Consider the following 19000-nt stretch of genomic DNA (forward strand, 5'->3'; position numbering starts at 1 on the left):
GCATCGGGGTCGCTCTCTCGGCGACAGGGAGTGGCGCCCTCGTCGCGGCCGGTCTCGGTGTGACGGGCGCCCTCACGGTCTGGCAGATGGCGGAATCCGGTCGGCTTACGGCGCCAGCCTGACGCCACTCGCAGTCGTCGCCGCCGTCCGCGTCGGTGACGGGCGCTCGCGCCCGCTGGCCGCCACGTCGACTTCGACGTACTGCACCTCGACGACGACGCTGTCGGCGTCGAGCGAGGGGCTGTCGAGGCGGTCGATTCGCCTCGCGAGGTCGTCGGCGAGTCTGGGCGTCGCACCGCCGGGCGGGTGGCCGACGGTAATCGTCACCCGCTCCGGGGTGGTGAAGGGAAAGCGCTGTTCGTAGGTGACGTCGACCGAGAGGCGAGTCAAGTCCTCGTAGTCGGCGAGTGCGTCGTCGACGGCGGTTCGGACGTCTTCCTCGAACGCCGCGGTTCGGTACGTGCCGTAGGTGACGCCCGCTAGGAGCGTCGAGAGGACGAGCAGGGCGACGCCGAGCGTGGCGATGCGTTTCAGCGTGGCCGAGCGCGCCTCTTCCTGTCGGAACCAGCTCTGCGGGCGATAGCCCATCAGCCACAGAACCCCCAGCGCCGCGAAGTTTATCGACAGGAAGTTGACGAGGACGAGCACGAGCGCCCCCGAGACGGTTCGGGGCGACCCCCACGCGAGGCCGATGCCGACGACGGCAGTCGGGGGGACGAGCGCCGCGGCTATCATGACGCCGACGAGCGCCGTCGAGACCCCGGTCGCGAGGCTGAGCGCGCCCGCGACGCCCGCGCCGAGGGCGATGGCGAGCGAGAGGACGTCGGGCACGAGTCGCTCGCGCACCTCGCCGATGGCGAACACGTCGGCCGCCTCCATCGGGACGACGTGGGCGGTCCGCAGGAGAGTCGCGAACGCCGCCGCGGCGACGACGGCGATGACGCCGCCCGCGACCTGCTGTTTCACGCCTCGGAGCATGAGTTCTCGGTCGTCGACGACCGACCCCGTACTCGTCGCCATCGCCGGTCCGATGAGCGGCGCGATGACCATGGAGCCGACGACGACGGCCGCAGAATCGAGCAGGAGACCGGACGTGGCCACGACGGCGCTGATGGCCGTCATGGTGACGAACGTCCGCCACTCGGGGGCGAGCGAGCGCGCCCGTGCAGCGAGTTCCTCGCGGGCGATGCGGTTCCCGTTCTCCTCGCTCTCCTCGTAGCGCTCGACGAGGTCCTCGAACCGGCGCGAGATGACCGTCTCGGCGTTGAGAACGACGGTGTATGCGTCCTGTTCGAGTCCGGCGTCGTGGAGGCGTTCGAGGACGGGTTCGACCGCCGACTGCGGGAGCGGGAACGTCACCGTCGCCGCGTATTCGCGATTGCTCGTCTCCTCGGTGACGGCGTAGTCGATGCCCTCCTCGTCGAGCGTCTCTAGGACGGCCTCGCGCTTGCCCGTGGGGACCATCACCTGAACGAGTCGCACGGGCGAACGTCTCGCTGGCCGGTCAAATAGTCTGTGTCGCCGGCGGCGTCAGTCCGACACGGCGGCGTCAGTCCGCCGTCGCGGCGTCGCCGTCCGGTGCCTGTCCGTCGCGCCACGTGAAGTAACTCGCGAGCGCCGGTCCCGAGACGTTGTGCCAGACGCTGAACAGGGCGGGAATCAGGGCCGCAGAGGGGGAGAACAGCGACGTGGCGAGGGCAACGGCGAGGCCGCTGTTCTGGAGGCCCACCTCGAACGTACAGGTTCGGACGCGGTCCTCGGACATCCCGGCCGCGCGCCCGACGCCGAAGCCAGCGCCGAGGCCGATGGCGTTGTGGACGACCACCGCGAGGAGGACGAGCGCACCCGCGGTGAGGATGTTCTCGACGTTCGCGCCGACGACGCCGGCGACGATGGCGACGATGGCGACGACGCTCACGACCGGGAACACGTCGACGCCGATTGCGGCCGCCTTCGGCGCCTTCCGGTCCAGCAGATATCGGATGGTGAACCCGAGGACGACGGGGATGATGACGATTTGGACGATGCTCGTGAACATCTCCATGAAGGTCACGTCGATGCCTTCGCCGAGGATGAACAGCGTCCACGCGGGCATCACGATGGGCGCGGCGAGCGTCGTCAGCGTCGTAATCGCCACCGACAGCGCCACGTCGCCCCGGCCGAGGTAGGTCATCACGTTCGACGCGGTGCCGCCCGGCGCCGCCCCGACGAGGACGAGGCCGACGCCGATTGCGTCGGGCAGGTCGAGGAGGAGATACAGGCCGTAGGCCGCAAGCGGCATCACCAGCCACTGGGTCACAGCCCCGATACCGACGTCGACGGGGCGGTCCACCAGTCGCTTGAAGTCCGCGGGCTGGAGCGTCAGGCCCATGCCCAGCATAATCAGTCCGAGCAGCGGCGTGACGTAGTTCAGGATGGGGACGAACGGGTCGGGGTTGACCAGCGCCGCGCCCGACGCCAGCACCACCCAGACGACGAAGTACTTGCTCGCGAGACGACTCGCGCGCGAGAGTTGGTCTGTGAGGGTCACGTCGCTGTGTCGGACGCCAGTCGCGGAAAGGTCTATCTATTCGCCGCCGTCACGGGCGCAGTCGCTCCAACACGGGCATCTCGTCGAGTCGCCCCTCCAGCGCCGCCCAGTCGATGCCCTCTGGTTTTGCGCCCGCCGCCGTCCGCATCGTTCGCTCCGGCGTCACGACGAGGTCCATCGGCACGTCGTGGGCCGCCGGCGCCGGTGTCTCGACCACCTGTCGCTCGTGGACCGTCGTCGCCGTCGTCGTCGTATCGTCGACGCAGTCGAAGGCCCGCAGCACCGCGAATTCGAGGTCGCTGTACCCTTCGCCCTTGCCGACGCGGGCGCCCTCCTCGCTCACCGCGACGCTCCCGCTGACGACGAAATCGATGGGCGGCATCTCCTCGGGGCCGACCGGCGTGCCGTGTTCGTCGATGCCGCTGACGGTCGTCGCGGCGTCGACATCGACGTCGGGGTCGATGCGGCGGAAACACTGTTCGTCGCGCAGGCGGGGCACGGCCACGTAGAGGGTCTTGCCCGCCCGGAGCGCGGCGCGTCGCACCGGCAACTGCGGGGCGTCGGGGTTGGTCTTGACCGTCGCCGCCGCTTCCCACGCCTCCGTCGCCGCGAGGCGGTCTGCGGCCTCGCTCGCCCCCGCGAAGTTGGGGATGCGACCGTGGGGCGGGAACGGGAATCGCGCCTCGCCGCTATCCTCCAAGTCGTCCCAGACGCGCTCGCGGAGCGACTGCTTGTCCATGCCTCCGCTGGGGGCGGGCGTCACATACGTCTCCCGGCTCGACACGCCGAGTTTAAACCCGCGACCCGTCTAGACTGGCCATGTTCGAGGACCGCCCTGACCGCGACGAGGTTGTCCTCGTCGGCCGGTCGAACGTCGGCAAGTCGACGCTGATGCGAGAGTTGACCGGTCACTCCGTCTCCACGGGCCGCAAACCGGGGGTTACCCGCCAGCCCAACCACTTCGACTGGACCTCCGAGAGCTTCATGTTCACCGACCTCCCCGGATTCGGCTTCATGTCCGGCGTCCCCGAGGAGCAACGCGAGCAAATCAAGACCGACGTGGTGCAGTACGTCGAGGCGAACGCCGACGACATTCTGGCAGGGATTCTGGTCGTCGACGGCAAGAGCGTCGTCGACATCATCGACCGCCACAGCGGCCCGGACGAGATTCCCCACGACGTCGAACTCTTTCATTTCCTCCGCGAACTCGATATTCCGACCGTCGTCGCCGTCAACAAGATGGACAAGGTCGACGACCGAGACGAACGGCTCGACGACCTCTGTGACCGTCTGGGCCTGTTCCCGCCGTGGAAACAGTGGCAAGACACCATCGCGCCCATCACCGCAAAGACCGGGGACATCGACGCGCTCACCGACGCGCTCGGCAACCACTTCCACGACCAGAAGCGCGACGACCTGCTGAAGTTCCTCTAAACGACGCGGTTGGTCAGCGACTCGCCCGCCGCCAGTCGGCGCACGTTCTCGCGGACGATGGTCGCGACGCGCTCGTAGTACTCGTCGGTGAAGGCGGCGGCGTGTGGCGTGACGATGACGTTCTCCCGGTCCCAGAGCGGCGAGTCCTCGGGGAGTGGCTCCGTCTCGAACACGTCGAGGCCGGCGCCGGCGATGCTCTCCGATTCCACGGCGTCGACGAGGGCGTCCTCGTCGACCACCGGCCCGCGCGCGACGTTGACGAGATAGGCGTCGTCGCGCATCGTCTCGAACTCGGCGTCCGAAATCATCCCTTCGGTGTCGTCGGTCAGCGGGACGGCGAGAACGACGAACCGCGCGTCGGCGATGGCGTCGTGTAACTCTGCGGGCGGATAGACGTCGTCGACGCCGTCGACGGGCGTCGGGGTGCGCTTGACGCCCGTTACGTCCATCCCCAGCGCGGCGGCGCGGGTGGCGACCCCTTGCCCGAGCGTCCCTAAACCGACGACACAGACCGATTCGCGGCGGAGGGCGAAGGCCTCGTCCCACTCGGGTTGGCGCCACTCGCCCTGCTCCTGATTCGAGCGGTGGACGTGCAGGCGACGGGCGAACGCGAGCAGCACCCCCATCGTCGTCTCGCCGACGACGTCGCCGTGGATGCCCGTGCTGTTCGTGAGCGCAATCTCTCGCTCGCGCAGTTCGTCGAAGGGAAAGCGGTCGACGCCGGCCTGAATCGAGTGAATCCAGTCGAGGCCGGCGTCGAGAAACTGGTCGTCGTACGCGAAGGTAACGAGGGCGTCGCAGTCGCCGACGGCTTCCGTCCCGACGACGCGCACCGACGGGCCGCTGTCCGCGAGTTCGTCGCGAAACACCGCCGTCGGAAACACGTCGCCGACCGATTCGTGGACGCCGAGCGTCGCGGGTGCGGGCATATCCGCCGCTACCGGCGCGGAGACGAAAAATCTGTGTGATAGTGTGTCTTGTGACTGTCTACCACTGGTTCGCCGAACGATGTCGGCGAATCAGCGATATCGACTCACAATACACATATGAGATGGTGGCTCGGGTGAAGGCCTCGTCACACGGGGCTCGGAGGGGGTAACCGTCGTCACTGCCACCGGGAATTGGTTGCACCCGGAGTGTGAAGAACCCCGTGACACGGCGCGCCCCGGTCAGGGTGTCTCTCCACCGACAGGACCGGTGGGACAAGGATTTCACGCTTCACGCCGACGGGCGTGTATGGAGTTGGCGATTATCAGCGATACGCACGTCCCCGGGCGGGCGAGTGGCATCCCCGACTGGGTGCGTGAGCGGGCCGAGGCGGCGGACCACGTCGTTCACGCTGGCGATTTCGCGACCGATGCCGTCGTCGACGAGATGCGCGCCCTCGCCGACGGCGCCTTCACGGGCGTCCGGGGCAACGCCGACGGGCGAGCGGTCGACCTGCCGCCCGTCGCCACCGCCGAACTCGGAGGCGTCGAGTTCGTCGTCACCCACGGGACGGGTGACCGCATCGGGTACGAGGACCGCGTCGTCGACGCGGTGGCCAGCCACGGCGGTCCGAACGCCGTCGGCGTCGCCGGCCATACCCACGAACTCCTCGATGAAGTCCACGACGGGGTGCGAATCCTCAACCCCGGCTCCGCGACTGGCGCCGACCCCGCGACGGAGACGACGATGCTCACCGCCACCGTCTCCGCGGGCGATATCGACGTGACGGTCCATCGCGAGGACGAGTGGTGACGCCCGCCGTCGACGGGGACGACCTGACGGTGTTTGCCGTCCCCGACCTCCCCGAGTTCGGCCCGGACGACGACATCGCCGAACTGGTTTCGGAGCGGGTCGACCTCCGCCCGGACGACGTGGTCTGTGTGGCGAGTACGGTCGTCTCGAAAGTCGAGGGCCGGGTCGCGGACCTCGCCGACTTTCCGGCGGGACCGCGCGCCAAGGAGGTGGCCGCCCGCCTCGAACGCGCCACGGGCGACGAGAAAGACCCCCGGTTCGCGCAGGCAGTCTTGGAGGAGAGCACGGACCTCCTGATGGAGGCGCCCTTTCTCCTCACGGAGACGCGTTTCGGCCACGTGACGGTCAACGCGGGCATCGACCGCTCGAACGTGCCCGACGGCGACCTGTTGCTCCTCCCCCGGCGCCCGGACGAGAGCGCGGCCCGCATCGCCGCGGGCCTGACCGCCGACCGCGTCGTCGTCACCGACACCTGCGGGCGCCCCTTCAGACACGGGCAACGCGGCGTCGCCATCGGGTGGGCCGGCACCCCCGCCGCTCGCGACTGGCGCGGCGAACACGACCGGGAGGGGCGAGAACTCGGCGTGACCGTACAGGCCATCGTCGACGAACTCGCCGCCACTGCGAACCTCGTCGCCGGCGAGGGCGCGGGTGGGACGCCCGCCGTCGTCGTCCGCGGGTTCGAATTCGGTGACCACGACGGCAGCGACGCCCTCTTTCGGGACGTGGACGGCGATTTCGTCAGGCAAGCCCTCCGGAACTGGTCGTTCGAGGTCGACTGAGCGGCGTCGTGGCTTCCGGCAGACGCCGCGGACGACGAACGCTTTTTGCCCGTCCGCGCTAATCCACGGACCGATGACCCCGACGCGTTCGCCGACGACAGTCCCGAGGTGGCACCGACGCTGATGTTCGGACTCGAACTCACGCCCGAGCATCCCATCGACCGCCTCGTCGACCTCGGTACGGCGGCCGAACGCGCCGGCTACGACACCCTCTTCGTCTCCAGTCACTACAACAACCGCTCGCCGTTCGCGGCGCTCGCCCGCCTCGCCGACGCGACCGAGTCGGTCCGACTCGGCCCGGGCGTCGTCAACCCCCTCGAACGTCACCCCGTGACCCTCGCGGGCGAGGTGGCGACGGTCGCCGAGGCGAGCGACGGCCGCGCCGTCTTCGGTATCGGCCCCGGCGACCCCTCGACGCTCCGCAATCTGGGCCTCGCCGACGACCGGGGGCTCCGCTCCGTCCTTGAGGCGTTCAAAGTCGCTCAGCGGCTCTGGGACGGCGAGCGCGTCTCCCACGACGGCACTTTCACCGCCGAGGACGCGGGGCTGAACTTCGACGTGCCGACGCCGATACCGACCTACGTCGGCGGCGAGGGGCCGCATATGTGCAAGATGGCGGCCAAACACGCCGACGGCCTGCTGTTCAACGGCTCCCATCCCGCCGACCTGCGGTGGGCGCGCGACCAAGTCGAGGACGGACTGGCCGACCGACTCGACGGCCTCGGCGAATTCGACCTCGCCGCCTACGCGAGCGTCAGCGTCGCCGAAGACGGCGCCGCCGCGCGAGAGGCCGCCCGCCCCCCGGTCGCGTTCATCGCCGCCGGCGCCGCGCCGCCCGTCCTCGCCCGGCACGACTTGGACGCCGACCGCGCCGACGCCATCGGCGACGCCCTGAGCGCCGGCGACTTCGAGACGGCGTTCGAGCGCGTCACTCCCGAGATGGTCGAGGCGTTCTGTGTCGCGGGGACGGTCGACGAGGTGGCCGACCGACTCGACGCGGTCCTCGACTACGCGGACAGCGTCGTCGTCGGGTCGCCAATCGGTCCCGATATCGACAGCGCACTCGAACTCGCGGCGACGGCCCACGACCGCGCGACCGAATAGATGTCCGACCCATCGCTCGACGACGTCGCGCCGGGCGACGACGCCGCTGTCCCGACTGCTCGGTGGACCGCCGACGGCGTCTGTGACGCCTGCGAAGCGGTCGTCTCGTGGCGCTTCCGCGACGACGAGCGCTACGTCTGTGCCGACTGCAAGGAGTGGTGAGCATACTGTCGACTGTAAGTCAATACAGACATTCGGCACTCCGGGGAGCCGAATGCCTCGAATCGGTGACAGCCAACAGTATCAACCGCGGCGCGGGTGGCGGTCGAACCCGCCCGCGAGATGCGCTTCATCTAGTGCGAGTACCGTCGGCCGGCCGTGCGGGCAGGCGAACGGTTGGTCGCAGGCGCCGAGTCGGTCGACCAGCGCCGCGGCATCCTCGGCCGAGAGGTCGTCGCCCGCCTTGAGCGAGGGGTGACAGGCCAGTTCGGCGAGACGCTCGTCCCGCCGGTCGGCGTCGTCGCCGTCGCGGAGCGCCGACACCGCCGTTTCGAGTGCGTCGGCGTCCGCCACCCGACCGAGCGGCGCGGGGACGGCCCGAATCCGGACCATCCCGCCACCGAAGGGGTCGCAGTCGAAGCCGAGGCGTTCGAGTTCGGCGGCGTGACGCTCGACGGCGGCCACCTCGCCCGGCGAGAGTGACTTGGTGACCGGCGGGTCGAGCGCCGCCGACGGCACGCCCGACGACGCCACCGCGTCGCGCAGGCGTTCGTAGTTGATGCGCTCGTGGGCGGCGTGCTGGTCGATTACCAGCAACTCCTCGCCCGCCTCACAGAGCAGGTAGAGGTCGCGAAACCGGCCGATGAACGTCGCGTCGCCGAGCGCCGACGACGCCTCGACGGGGTCGAGCGCCGCCTCCAAGTCCATCGCCACCTCCGCCGAGCGCCGGAGGTCGGCCGTTTCGAGGGCGTCCGAGACGGCGTCTTCGAGCGCCGCGGCCACGTCGTCGGCCGCCCGGAGCGCCACCGTCTCCTTGGTCGGGTGGACGTTCTGGTCGACTGCCGACGGCGGGAGCGACACGTCGAGTGCGGCGATAGGGTAGCGGTCCCCCGGCAGGAGCGACCCGTAGCCCCGTTCGACCGTCCGGCGGAGCGACGGGACGGAGACGGGGCGCCCGTTGACCGCGAGGCGGACGTGGTCGCTCGCGGCCCGTGTCACCGACGGGTAGGCGAGCAGGCCGCGGATTCGGGCCGTCGCCTCGTCTCCGACGGACAGCGTCGTCTCGGCGTCGATGGTCGTGCTCTCGCGCGCTACCTCTCGCCCGTAGACGGCGAGGGCGGCGTCGACGGGGTCGCCCGACCCCGCCGTCGCGAACACCTGCCGGTCGTCGTGTTCGAGGACGATGGCCACCTCGGGACGGAGGAGGGCGTACGCCGCCACGCGCTCGCTGATTCGCTCGAACTCCGTCGCCGGCGCGGCGAGCGACTCCTTCCGTGCCGGGCGGTTGTAGAACAGGTCCGCAACCTCGACGGTCGTCCCCTGCCCTCGTCCCGCGGAGTCGACGGCCACGTCGTCTCCATCGACACGGACACGCGTCCCTCGCGCCCCGTCGTCGTTGGTCGTGAGCGTCAGCCGCGCCACGTCCGCGATGCTCGCGAGTGCCTCGCCCCGGAAGCCGAGCGTGTCGACGTCCGTCAGGTCGCCGCCCGGAAGCTTGCTCGTCGTGTGGCGCTCGACGGCCATCGACGCCTCGGACTCGCTCATCCCCCTGCCGTCGTCGACGACGCGAATCCGCTCGGTGCCGTCGCCCGCCACCTCGATTTCCACCCGCTCCGCGCCCGCGTCGAGCGCGTTTTCGAGGAGTTCGACGACGACGCGGGCCGGCCGCGTCACCACCTCGCCGGCGGCGATGCGGTCGACCGTCTCACGGTCCAGACGGCGCATCACTCCGTCACCCGCTCTTGCAGGTCCGCGAGGAGCGTCAGCGCCTCGATGGGCGTCGTCGTCGCGAGGTCCGTCTCGCGGAGGGTGGCCGCGATATCGGAGTCGGCGCCGTCGTCGGGGTCGGCATCAGCGGACTCGTCGCCGTCGCCGTCGCTCCCCTCGTCGAACGCCATCTCCGCCTCGTGCCCGTTCGTCGCCCGGCGGTCGGTCACGAGCGCCCGCGCTCGCTCCACGACGGGGTCGGGCACGCCGGCGAGTCGCGCCACCTCGACGCCGTACGACGACGAGGCCGGCCCTTCGGCGACGCGGTGGAGGAAGGTCACGTCGCCGGCTGGGCGGTTCTCCCCCTCCTCGTCGACACGCTCGCGCTCGGCGGCGAAATGCAGGTTGCGGACGCGGTCGTAGGCCGTCGCCAAGTCCGTCAGGTCGTGGTAGTGGGTGGCAAAGAGCGTCGTCGCGCCCACCTCGTCGTGGAGGAACTCGACGGTGGCGCGGGCGATTGCGCGGCCGTCGGCCGTACTCGTTCCCCGGCCCACCTCGTCGAGGAGGACGAGCGAGTCCGGCGTCGCCTCGTGGAGAATCGACGTGAGTTCGGTCATCTCGCGCATGAACGTCGACTGCCCGCCCGCGATATCGTCGCTCGCGCCGACGCGGGTGAACACCCGGTCGACGACGGGCAGGTGCGCCGCCGTCGCGGGCACGAAACTCCCCGCCTGCGCCAACACGACGATGAGCGCCACCTGTCGCATGTACGTCGACTTCCCGCTCATGTTCGGGCCGGTGACGAGCGTCACGCTCTCGGGCGGGAGGGCAGCGTCGTTCGGGACGAACCGCTCCTGTGTCGCCTCGACCACGGGATGCCGGCCCGCCTCGATGTCGATGCCGCCCTCGTGGAACGTCGGTCTGGTGTAGTCGCGCTCGACGGCTACCGTCGCCAGCGTCGCCAGCGCGTCGAGTTCCGCGAGGGCGTCCGCCAACGCTTTGAGGCGCTCCGTCTCCTCCGCGACAGACGCCCGCACCTCGCGGAAGCGCTCGTACTCCAGCGTGTCGGCCCGCTCGGCGGCGCCCAGAATCTCGTCTTCGCGGCGTTTGAGTTCCGGCGTGTAGAACCGCTCCGCATTTTTCAGCGTCTGCCGGCGCGTGTAGTCCTCCGGCACCCGGTCGAGGTTCGGGTCCGTCACTTCGATGTAGTAGCCGTGTACCTGATTGTGACCGACCGAGAGCGAGTCGATGCCCGTCCGCTCTCGCTCGCGAGCCTCCAAATCGGCCACCCACGCGCGGCCCTCCCGCTCCGTCGCCCGCAGGTCGTCGAGTTCGTCGTCGAACCCCTCGCGAATCACGCCCCCCTCCGTCACTTCGACCGGCGGGTCGGGCTGGATGGCCCGGTCGACGAGGTTCCGAACCGAATCCAGCGGGTCGATTCGCTCGCGGAGGTGGTCGAGCCGTTCCGTGCCCTCCACCGCGTCCAGTCCCTCCAGCACCGCGGGCACCGCGTCGAGTGTCGCGCCCAGCGAGCGCAGGTCGCGGGCGTTGGCTCGCTCCCGTGACACCCGGCCAGTCAGGCGTTCGAGGTCGTAGACGTCGGCCAGCGCCGCCCGAATCTCCTCGCGAGCGAGGGCGTCGTCGGCGAGGGCGGCGACGGCGTCGTGACGCGCCTCGATAGAGTCTCGGTCGACGAGAGGACGACGGAGCCACCCGTCGAGCGCCCGACGGCCGAGCGCGCAGGCCGTCTCGTCCAGCACGTCGAACAGCGTCTCGCTCGCGCCCGTGCCCCGGTTCTCGAACAGTTCGAGGCTCCGAAGCGCCGTCGCATCGAGACCGAGCGCTTCCCGCGGGTCGTAGCGGGTGATGCGCGTGACATACTCCAGCGGGCCGTCGTCGCCCTGCGTCCACTCGGCGTACGCGAGCACCGCCCCGCAGGCCCGCCGTTCGGCCTCGTTTTCGACCACTGCGTCGGGGCGTGCCACATAGGATTCGAGGGTGTCGCGCGCGCCCTCGGCGTCCATCGCCGCCGCCTCGTGGTCAGTCGTCATCGGCGACACCGACAGCGCCTCGCGGTCGACCGTCGCGCCCGGGCCGACGAGCAGTTCGGCGGGCGCGAGGCGGTCGAGTTCCGCCGCCAGACTCGCGTCGGCGTCGACGCTCGTGATCAGACACTCGCCGGTCGCGGCGTCGACGGCGGCCACGGCCCGCGTCTCTCCGTCCTGAACCACCGCGGCGACGTAGTTTTTCGTCCCCGTGCCGAGGAGTTCGTCGTCGAGGACCGTCCCCGGCGTCACCACCTGCGTAACCGCGCGCTCGACGAGTCCGGACGCCTCCTCGGGCGTCTCGACCTGTTCCGCGACGGCGACCCGGTAGCCCGCATCGAGCAGTCGCTCGACGTACGTCGCGGCGTTGTCGACGGGAATCCCCGCCATCGGATAGGTGCCCGTGCTGTCCTCGCGCTCGGTGAGGGTGAGTTCGCACACCCGGGCCGTCTCTGCCGCCGCCTCGCAGTAGGTCTGATAGAAGTCGCCGTTCTGAAAGAGCAGGAGGGCGTCCTCGTACTCGGTACACAGGTCGAAGTACTGACTCAGCATCGGCGTCAGGTCGTCACGGACGTCGACCATGCCGTCCGGGGGGCCGGTCACCGCGGCGGCGTCGACGTCAACCCCGCCCGTGTCCGAATCCGCGTCCATATCCGACACCGGGCGGTCGAAGGATAAAAACCGTCAGGTTAGCCGAACAGGCGCTTCAGGAGGCTCCGGTCGCGTTTGCGCTCGGCCAGCAGGACCGAACAATCCACCTCGTCGACCACGTCGAGCGCGAGCGCGCCGCGGACGAGTCGCGAGAGGAGGCCCCGCTCCGTTGCCCCGATGATGAGTAGCGTCGCGTCCTCGGCCGACGCCTCGATTGCGTCTTCGACGTCGCCCGAGCGAACGACGAGTTCCGCCTCGCCGAGGCCGTGTTCCGCCGCCCACTCTTCGAGGAACGCTTCGCCCGCCGCCACGTCGTCGGCGACGTGTAGCACCTCCACCTCGGCGTCCTGTGTCATCCGGAGGATTGCGGCCACCTCCGCGGCGAGTTCGGAGTCCGGGCCGCCCGCCGTCGGGACGACGATGCGCGACGGGTCGAAGCCCCGGTTTCTGAGCACCAGCATGTCGCAGGGCAGCGAGTGGACGAGTTCGTCCATCGTCCCTTCGACACGTCCCGGCGCGCCGTGGGCGCCGGGGTTCCAACCCATCACCACGAGGTCGGCGTCTTGGCTCTGTGCCGCGTCGAAGATGCCCTCGTACGAGCGGTGCGAGAGGATGGTGTGGGTCTCGACGTCGACGCCGAACGTCTCGGCGTCCTCGCGCGCCCGGTCGAGGAGGAACTTCGACGTCTCGTCGATTTCGTCGGCACGGCCGCGGGCGCGTTCGAGCGCCGTCTGGTCCGGCACCGTGATGATGTGGGTGGCGACGACCGTTCCCCCGTGTTGCTTGGCGACGATACTCGCGAGTTCGATGAGTTCTGCCTCGTGTTCCGGGTTGGCGAGCGGCACCATCACGCGGTACTCGCCGCCGTCGGGTTGGACGCTCGTCGCCGCGTCGACGGCGGCGTCTGGCATCTCGCCCGCCCGGTCGAGGATGTACTCCGAGAGGACGCCCTGTTTGGTGGCTCGCGACCGGGCGTAGCCGAAGTACCAGAGGATTGCGCCGGCGACGAGGACGGCGCTGAGCGCGATTACCAGCGGCGCGATGAAGACGATGAGGCCGAGTGCGGTGAGCGCGCCCAGAATCGGCACGACCGGGTAGAGCGGGACCGTGTAGTCCGGGTCGTAATCCGCCGGCTGCACCTCTCGCATCACGATGAGCGCCACGTTGAGGAGGGCGTAGATGAGCAGGTGGAGGACACTCCCCATCGCCGCCAGCGTCTCGACCGTTCCGGCGGCGATAAAGAGGACGATGAGCGCGCCCGTGATGGCGATGGCGCGGTACGGAGTCGCAAACCGCGGGTGAATCTCGTTGAGCGACTCGCTGACGATGCCGTCCCGCCCCATCGCGAAGTTGATTCGCGAGGAGGCGAGGATGGAGGCGTTCGCGCTGGATGCAGTCGCCAGCAGTCCGCCGAGCAACATTGCGATGGCGCCGGCGGGGCCGAGCAACAGCCGCGCCACCTCGACCACGGCAATCTGTTCCGTCGGTAGCGCCTCGATGAACCCTCGCTCGACGGCGGCGGCCATCGTCACCAGCACGAGCGCGTAGATGACGGTCACGAGGAGGACGCTCCCGATGACCGCCCGCGGCAGGTTGACGCCGGGGTTTTTGATTTCCTCCGCGACGCTCGTAATCTGGACGAAGCCGAGATAGGAGACGAAGATGACGCCCGTCACCGCCATCGTGTCGCTGAACGTCGCCACCGGCGGCAGGTTGGCCGGGTCGGCACGCAGCGCGCCGTAGACGGTGAAGACGGCCAGAATACCGACCAGCAGGATGACGATAGCGTTCTGGAGGCGTCCCGTCTCCTTCGCGCCGACGTAGTTGATGGCGACGAACAGAACCGCCCCGGCGAGCGCGATTACCTTCACCGGGTCGAGGGCGATTGGGCCGACGCCGACGGCTCCCGTGAGGCCGAATATCTGCTGGATGTACTGCCCGAACCCGACCATGTAGAACGCGGAGGCGAAGGCGAGACCGAGCCAATTGGCCCACCCCGCGACCGACCCGAACAGCGGTCCGAGCGCGTGATTGACGTAGTAGTACGCACCGCCGGACCGGGGCATGGCCGTCCCGAGTTCGCTCGCCGAAAACGCCGTCAGGAGCGCGATGGCGCCTCCGAGGACGAAGGCGACGACGGCGAACGACCCCGCTTGGCTGATGGCCGTTCGTGGCAGGACGAAGATGCCCGCGCCTATCATCGTCCCGACGCCGATGGTCAGCGCCGCGAGCGGGCCGAGGTCCTTCGCGAGTTCCTCGTCGCTCACTGGTCGACCTCCGCATCGGGCAACACGACTACGGGATGCTCGCTCTCTTCGAGCAGTCGGTCACGCACGTTGCCGGTCAGCAGGTCGAGCAGCCACGACCCGTCTCGCGGGTGGAAGACGACGGCGCTCGCGTCGACGTCGGCCGCGGCGTCGATAATCGTCGCCGCCACGTCCGTCCCGTACCGAATCTCGGTCGTCACGTCGAGGCCGGCGTCCTCGGCGTGGTCGCGAACGACGGCGAACGCGTCCGCGGCGGCCGCCTCTCGCTGTTCGACGGAGGCCTTGTCCGGCGCGCCGCCCGCCTTCTCGATGACGTGGACGACGACGGGACGGCCGCCAGCGGCGGCGATGCGGGGGAACGCGGCCCGGCACGTCGCTCGCGCGTCGTCTTCACTCGCGACGGGTACGAGGGGACGAGACAGGAGATTCGATGGCGCGCTCACGTCGCATCACCCCGACGTGGGATGAGACTCGTTCGTCCGTTCATACTGGGTCTCTGCGGGCGCAACGACCATCACACTTCCCCTACAGCTGCGTCACCCACGCCCGGTAGTCGTCGTCGAGTTCGTAGGTGGCCTGCAGGGCGCGGTCGGCGAACTGACCCAGCCGGTTGGCGTCCGACCGAGCGGTGACGCGGACGTTCGCCCCGTCGGCCTCCTCGGGGCGCTCGATTTGCTCGATGCGACACTCGGGGAACTCGTCGAGCACGTCTTTCAGGCGGTCGAGTTCCGCGTCGGTGCAGTCGAGGTTGAACGTCTCGTCCGCGAACTGAATCCACGGGGCCGGGGCGGGCTCGTCGGCGTCGGCGTCGGCGTCGACGTCCGGGGCGTCGGCCGGGTCGACTTCGATGGTGAGAAACTGGCTCCCGCGGTTTCGGTGGGCGAGCACCGCTTCCGCGAACAGTTTGCGTCGGGCGCCAGTGTCGGCGGCGTCGAAGCGTGTCATACCCCGCCATTCGACCGCCACGGGAAAAAGCCGCGCGGGTTCCGGACACGCGGTATCCGAACGCCTTTTGCCATCGCGGCCGTCCCTCCGGTCGAATGAACACGCTGCTGTGGGTGCTCGTCGGTATTCTCGCCTACTCTCTCGTGGCGAAAGCCCTCCAAGTTCGTGGCTATCTCCCCGACTCCGTGCGCCTTCAGGGGCCGATTGCGACGATACACACGCGTCGCGGGCGCGCCCTTCTCACCCGTCTCGCCCAGCCCAAGCGCTTCTGGCGGGCGTGGAGCAACGTCGGCGTCGGCGTCGCCCTCGTCATCATGGTCGGGATGTTCGCCCTCCTGCTCTTTCAGGCCATCTCCATCCTCCGGAACCCGCCGGCGCCGTCGGCGGTCAATCAGCCCGAGAACTTCCTCGTCGTCCCCGGCGTCAACGACTTCCTCCCGCTCGCCGTCGCGCCCGAAATCGTCTTCGGCCTGCTGATAGGGCTCGTCGTCCACGAGGGCGGGCACGGCCTGCTCTGCCGGGTCGAGGACATCGACATCGAGTCGATGGGCGCCGTCTTCCTCGCGTTCATCCCCATCGGCGCCTTCGTCGAACCCGACGAGGAGAGTCAGGCGAACGCGAACCGCGGCGCTCGAACCCGGATGTTCGCGGCGGGCGTGACGAACAACTTCGTCCTGACCGCCATCGCCTTTGCCCTCCTGTTCGGCCCCGTCATCGGCGCGGTGGGCGTCGCCCCCGGCGTCGCCGTCGACGGCGCCTACGGCGGGTCGGCGGCCGCGACGGCGGGCATCGACGACGGCGACCGCATCACCGCTATCGAGGGGACGAACGTGACGACCGAGCGCGACCTCGACGACGCCTTGCTCGCCGCCGAGGACCGGACCGTCAGCGTCGAAATCGACGGCGAGCGGACGGTGCAAGTCGAGCGGTCGCTCACGGTCGTCGGGAGCGTCGCTGGCAACCCCGCCAACCTGACCGTCGAGGACGAGCCGATTCACCTCACCGCCGTCAACGGGACGCCAGTCGAGACCCGCGGCGAGTTCCAGTCGGCGCTCGAATCCGGCGGCGAGTTTGCCCGCATCGAGACGTCGAACGGGACACACGTCATCCCGGTCGGAGCCTACGTCACGCGCGCCGCCCCCGACGGGCCGCTGGCAAACGCCTCCGCGCCGACGAACGCCTCCTTCATCATCACCGGCATCGACGGCGAGCGCATCACCTCCTCGACGGACCTCGCGCGCACCCTCGACGGCTACGAGGAGGGTGACCGCGTTACCGTCCGCGTCTACGCCGACGGCGAGTTCCGCCCCTACGACGTGCGTCTGGGCGAGAACCCGCGCGACGGCAACGCCTTCGTCGGCGTCGACCTCTTCCCCGGCACCAGCGGATTGCTCGTCACCGACTTCGGCGTCCAGACGTATCCGGCCGGCACCTACCTCGAACTCCTCGGCGGCTCGGGTGGCGAGGGGTCGAGTTCGCTTCTCCCCGGCCTGACCGACTCGCCGTTCGCACTCGTCTACGTCTCGCTCGTCCTTCCCCTCGCCTCCGTCGTCCTCGGCATCCCCAACTTCCCGGGATTCACCCCCGCCGTCACCAACTTCTACGTGGTGCAGGGGCCGCTGGCGCCGCTTGGCGATGGGGTGTTCATCCTCGCGAACGTCCTCTTCTGGACCGCGTGGGTGAACCTCCAACTTGGCCTGTTCAACTGCATCCCCGGCTACCCCCTCGACGGCGGGCGCATCCTGCGGACCGCCACGGAGGCCGTGGTGTCGCGGCTCCCCGTCTCCGACTCGCCGCGGCTGGTGCGGACCATCACCACCAGTATCGGGCTGACGATGCTCGCGTCGCTCATTCTGATGATATTTGGGCCGCAGTTGCTATCTTAGGTCGCTTCCCACTCGCTGGAAGCGACACACAACTCCCATACCCCCCCAGTGCCAACGGTCGGTCATGCGCGAGCCACCCCAGACCGACGAAGGTTGGTACGCACTGCACGACTTCCGTCGCATCGACTGGGCGGCGTGGCGGGACGCCCCCGAGCGAGAGCGTGACCGGGCCATCGAGGAGGGCGTGGAGTATCTCCAGCGACACGAGGACGTCGCCGACGCCGACGACGGCGCCTCCGCCGTCTTCTCCATGGTCGGACACAAGGCCGACCTGCTCATCATCCACCTGCGTCCGACGCTTGATGCCCTCTCGACTGCCGAACGCCAGTTCGACCGCACGACGCTCGGCGCCTTCACCGAGCAGTCCACCTCCTACGTCTCGGTCACCGAGGTCAGCGGCTACGTCTCGGACGCCTACTTCACCGAGGGCGAGGAGGAGGTCGACGCGGGCCTCAAACGCTACATCGAGGGCAAACTCGAACCGTCGATTCCGGACGACCAGTACGTCAGCTTCTACCCCATGAGCCGGAAGCGCGGCGAGCAGGACAACTGGTACGACCTGCCCTTCGAGCGCCGCCGCGAGATGATGGAGGAACACGGCGAACACGGCCGCGAGTTCGCCGGACAGGTGAAACAAATCGTCGCCTCGTCGGTCGGTCTCGACGACTGGGAGTGGGGGGTCACCCTCTTCTCCGAGGACCCGACCGACCTCAAGGACATCGTCTACGAGATGCGCTACGACGAGGCCAGCGCCCGCTACAGCGAGTTCGGCCCCTTCTACGTCGGGCGGCGCTTCCCGCCGAGCGACCTGCCGGCCTTCCTCGCGGGCGAGGACGTGCCTGCCGAGGAGGACGGGCACGCTCACGGCGAAGGTGGCGGTCACGCTCACGGCGAGAGTGACGATCACGCTCACGGCGAGAGTGACGATCACGCTCACGGCGAGAGTGACGATCACGCTCACGGCGAGAGTGACGATCACGCTCACGGCGAGAGTGACGATCACGCTCACGGCGAGAGTGACGATCACGCTCACGGCGAGAGTGACGATCACGCTCACGGTGAGGGCGACGATCACGCTCACGGTGAGGGCGACGACCACGCTCACGGTGAGGGTGGCGACGGGCACGCACACGCCGAGGACGAGGAGGACGACGACATCCGCGGCGAACTCGAGGACCTGAACATCTACGCCGGCCAGCCACACGGCGAGGACGTGTACGCCACGGTGCTCTACTCGGAGGCCGACGCCGACGAACTGTTCGAGGAGGTCGACGGCCTGCGCTCGAACTTCGACCACTACGACACCCACGAACTGACGGCGGTGTACGACGCCCTCGAACGCGACCGGCGGGCGGTCGTGAGCATCTGGGAGACGGCGAGCGCCGCCGACACCGCCGCCGGCTTCCTCTCCGAACTCCCCGGCATCGTCAGCCGGGCGGGCGAGGAGTCCGGCTTCGGCACGATGGGGATGTTCTACACGGTCAAACCCGAGCATCGCGAGGACTTCGTAGAGAAGTTCGAGACGGTCGGCGACCTGCTGGCCGAGATGGAGGGCCACGGCGAGACGGACCTGATGATTAACGTCGAGGACGAGAACGACATGTTCATCGCCAGTCAGTGGCGCTCGAAGGACGACGCCATGGGATTTTTCCGCTCGGACGAGTTCGCGGACACCGTCTCGTGGGGGCGTGACGTCCTCGCGGACCGGCCGCGTCACGTCTTCCTGGCGTAGGGCGATTTCCCACTCGGC

Annotated in this window: 16 protein-coding genes; 7 read left to right on the plus strand and 9 right to left on the minus strand. The window is 69.2% G+C overall.

Annotated features, from left to right (window positions below):
• Positions 1–105: 105 nt before the first annotated feature.
• The 3 genes from ACQUSQ_RS04335 to ACQUSQ_RS04345 form a co-directional block, all read right to left on the minus strand.
• A complete protein-coding gene (locus tag ACQUSQ_RS04335) occupies positions 106–1482 on the minus strand; it encodes a TIGR00341 family protein (RefSeq protein WP_435067293.1) in 1377 nt (458 codons plus the stop codon).
• Between the two features lie 67 nt (positions 1483–1549).
• Positions 1550–2530, minus strand: coding sequence for a bile acid:sodium symporter family protein (locus ACQUSQ_RS04340; protein WP_435067294.1), 981 nt, complete (start codon positions 2528–2530; stop codon positions 1550–1552).
• A gap of 49 nt (positions 2531–2579) precedes the next feature.
• Positions 2580–3269 (minus strand): 5-formyltetrahydrofolate cyclo-ligase, encoded by a 690-nt coding sequence (locus tag ACQUSQ_RS04345; RefSeq protein ID WP_435067295.1) that lies wholly within the window; start codon positions 3267–3269, stop codon positions 2580–2582.
• Positions 3270–3349: 80 nt separating this feature from the next.
• On the opposite strand from ACQUSQ_RS04345, the gene engB reads away from it, so the two are divergent.
• The gene (gene engB / locus ACQUSQ_RS04350) at positions 3350–3964 is read left to right on the plus strand and encodes a GTP-binding protein EngB (protein WP_435067296.1); all 615 of its coding nucleotides are present in this window, start codon (positions 3350–3352) and stop codon (positions 3962–3964) included.
• Here engB and ddh read toward each other — a convergent pair.
• Complete coding sequence (ddh, locus tag ACQUSQ_RS04355) at positions 3961–4893, minus strand: D-2-hydroxyacid dehydrogenase (protein ID WP_435067297.1); 933 nt, start codon at positions 4891–4893, stop codon at positions 3961–3963. The genes engB and ddh overlap by 4 nt on opposite strands.
• A 307-nt stretch (positions 4894–5200) precedes the next feature.
• On the opposite strand from ddh, the gene ACQUSQ_RS04360 reads away from it, so the two are divergent.
• The 4 genes from ACQUSQ_RS04360 to ACQUSQ_RS04375 all read left to right on the plus strand — a co-directional run bounded on the left by ACQUSQ_RS04360 (position 5201) and on the right by ACQUSQ_RS04375 (position 7752).
• Positions 5201–5704 (plus strand): metallophosphoesterase family protein, encoded by a 504-nt coding sequence (locus tag ACQUSQ_RS04360; RefSeq protein WP_435067298.1) that lies wholly within the window; start codon positions 5201–5203, stop codon positions 5702–5704.
• Positions 5705–5727: 23 nt separating this feature from the next.
• Entirely contained in the window at positions 5728–6486 is a 759-nt protein-coding gene (locus ACQUSQ_RS04365) for a coenzyme F420-0:L-glutamate ligase (RefSeq protein WP_435067720.1), read from the plus strand.
• 123 nt (positions 6487–6609) lie between these two features.
• Entirely contained in the window at positions 6610–7590 is a 981-nt protein-coding gene (locus ACQUSQ_RS04370; protein WP_435067721.1) for a 5,10-methylenetetrahydromethanopterin reductase, read from the plus strand.
• On the plus strand, positions 7591–7752 hold the full coding sequence (locus ACQUSQ_RS04375) for a DUF7573 domain-containing protein (RefSeq protein ID WP_435067299.1): 162 nt from the start codon (positions 7591–7593) through the stop codon (positions 7750–7752).
• Positions 7753–7833: 81 nt separating this feature from the next.
• Here the strand turns inward: ACQUSQ_RS04375 and mutL are convergent, their stop codons facing one another.
• From mutL to ACQUSQ_RS04400, 5 genes are all read right to left on the minus strand, one after another.
• Entirely contained in the window at positions 7834–9477 is a 1644-nt protein-coding gene (gene mutL / locus ACQUSQ_RS04380; RefSeq protein ID WP_435067300.1) for a DNA mismatch repair endonuclease MutL, read from the minus strand.
• Positions 9474–12152: a DNA mismatch repair protein MutS gene (mutS, locus tag ACQUSQ_RS04385; RefSeq protein WP_435067301.1), complete on the minus strand. Its 2679-nt coding sequence runs from the start codon at positions 12150–12152 to the stop codon at positions 9474–9476. The genes mutL and mutS overlap by 4 nt, the downstream gene beginning before the upstream one ends.
• Positions 12153–12190: 38 nt before the next feature.
• A complete protein-coding gene (locus ACQUSQ_RS04390; RefSeq protein WP_435067303.1) occupies positions 12191–14419 on the minus strand; it encodes an amino acid permease in 2229 nt (742 codons plus the stop codon).
• Complete coding sequence (locus ACQUSQ_RS04395; protein ID WP_435067304.1) at positions 14416–14862, minus strand: universal stress protein; 447 nt, start codon at positions 14860–14862, stop codon at positions 14416–14418. Before ACQUSQ_RS04395 ends, ACQUSQ_RS04390 begins: the two co-directional genes overlap by 4 nt.
• An 82-nt stretch (positions 14863–14944) precedes the next feature.
• Entirely contained in the window at positions 14945–15364 is a 420-nt protein-coding gene (locus tag ACQUSQ_RS04400; RefSeq protein WP_435067305.1) for a hypothetical protein, read from the minus strand.
• A gap of 95 nt (positions 15365–15459) precedes the next feature.
• Between ACQUSQ_RS04400 and ACQUSQ_RS04405 the strand changes: the two genes are divergently transcribed.
• On the plus strand, positions 15460–17250 hold the full coding sequence (locus tag ACQUSQ_RS04405; RefSeq protein WP_435067306.1) for a site-2 protease family protein: 1791 nt from the start codon (positions 15460–15462) through the stop codon (positions 17248–17250).
• Positions 17251–17314: 64 nt separating this feature from the next.
• Positions 17315–18982, plus strand: coding sequence for a heme-binding protein (locus ACQUSQ_RS04410; protein ID WP_435067307.1), 1668 nt, complete (start codon positions 17315–17317; stop codon positions 18980–18982).
• Positions 18983–19000: the final 18 nt, after the last annotated feature.

This window comes from Haloplanus sp. C73, from assembly GCF_051195115.1.
Taxonomy (GTDB): domain Archaea; phylum Halobacteriota; class Halobacteria; order Halobacteriales; family Haloferacaceae; genus Haloplanus.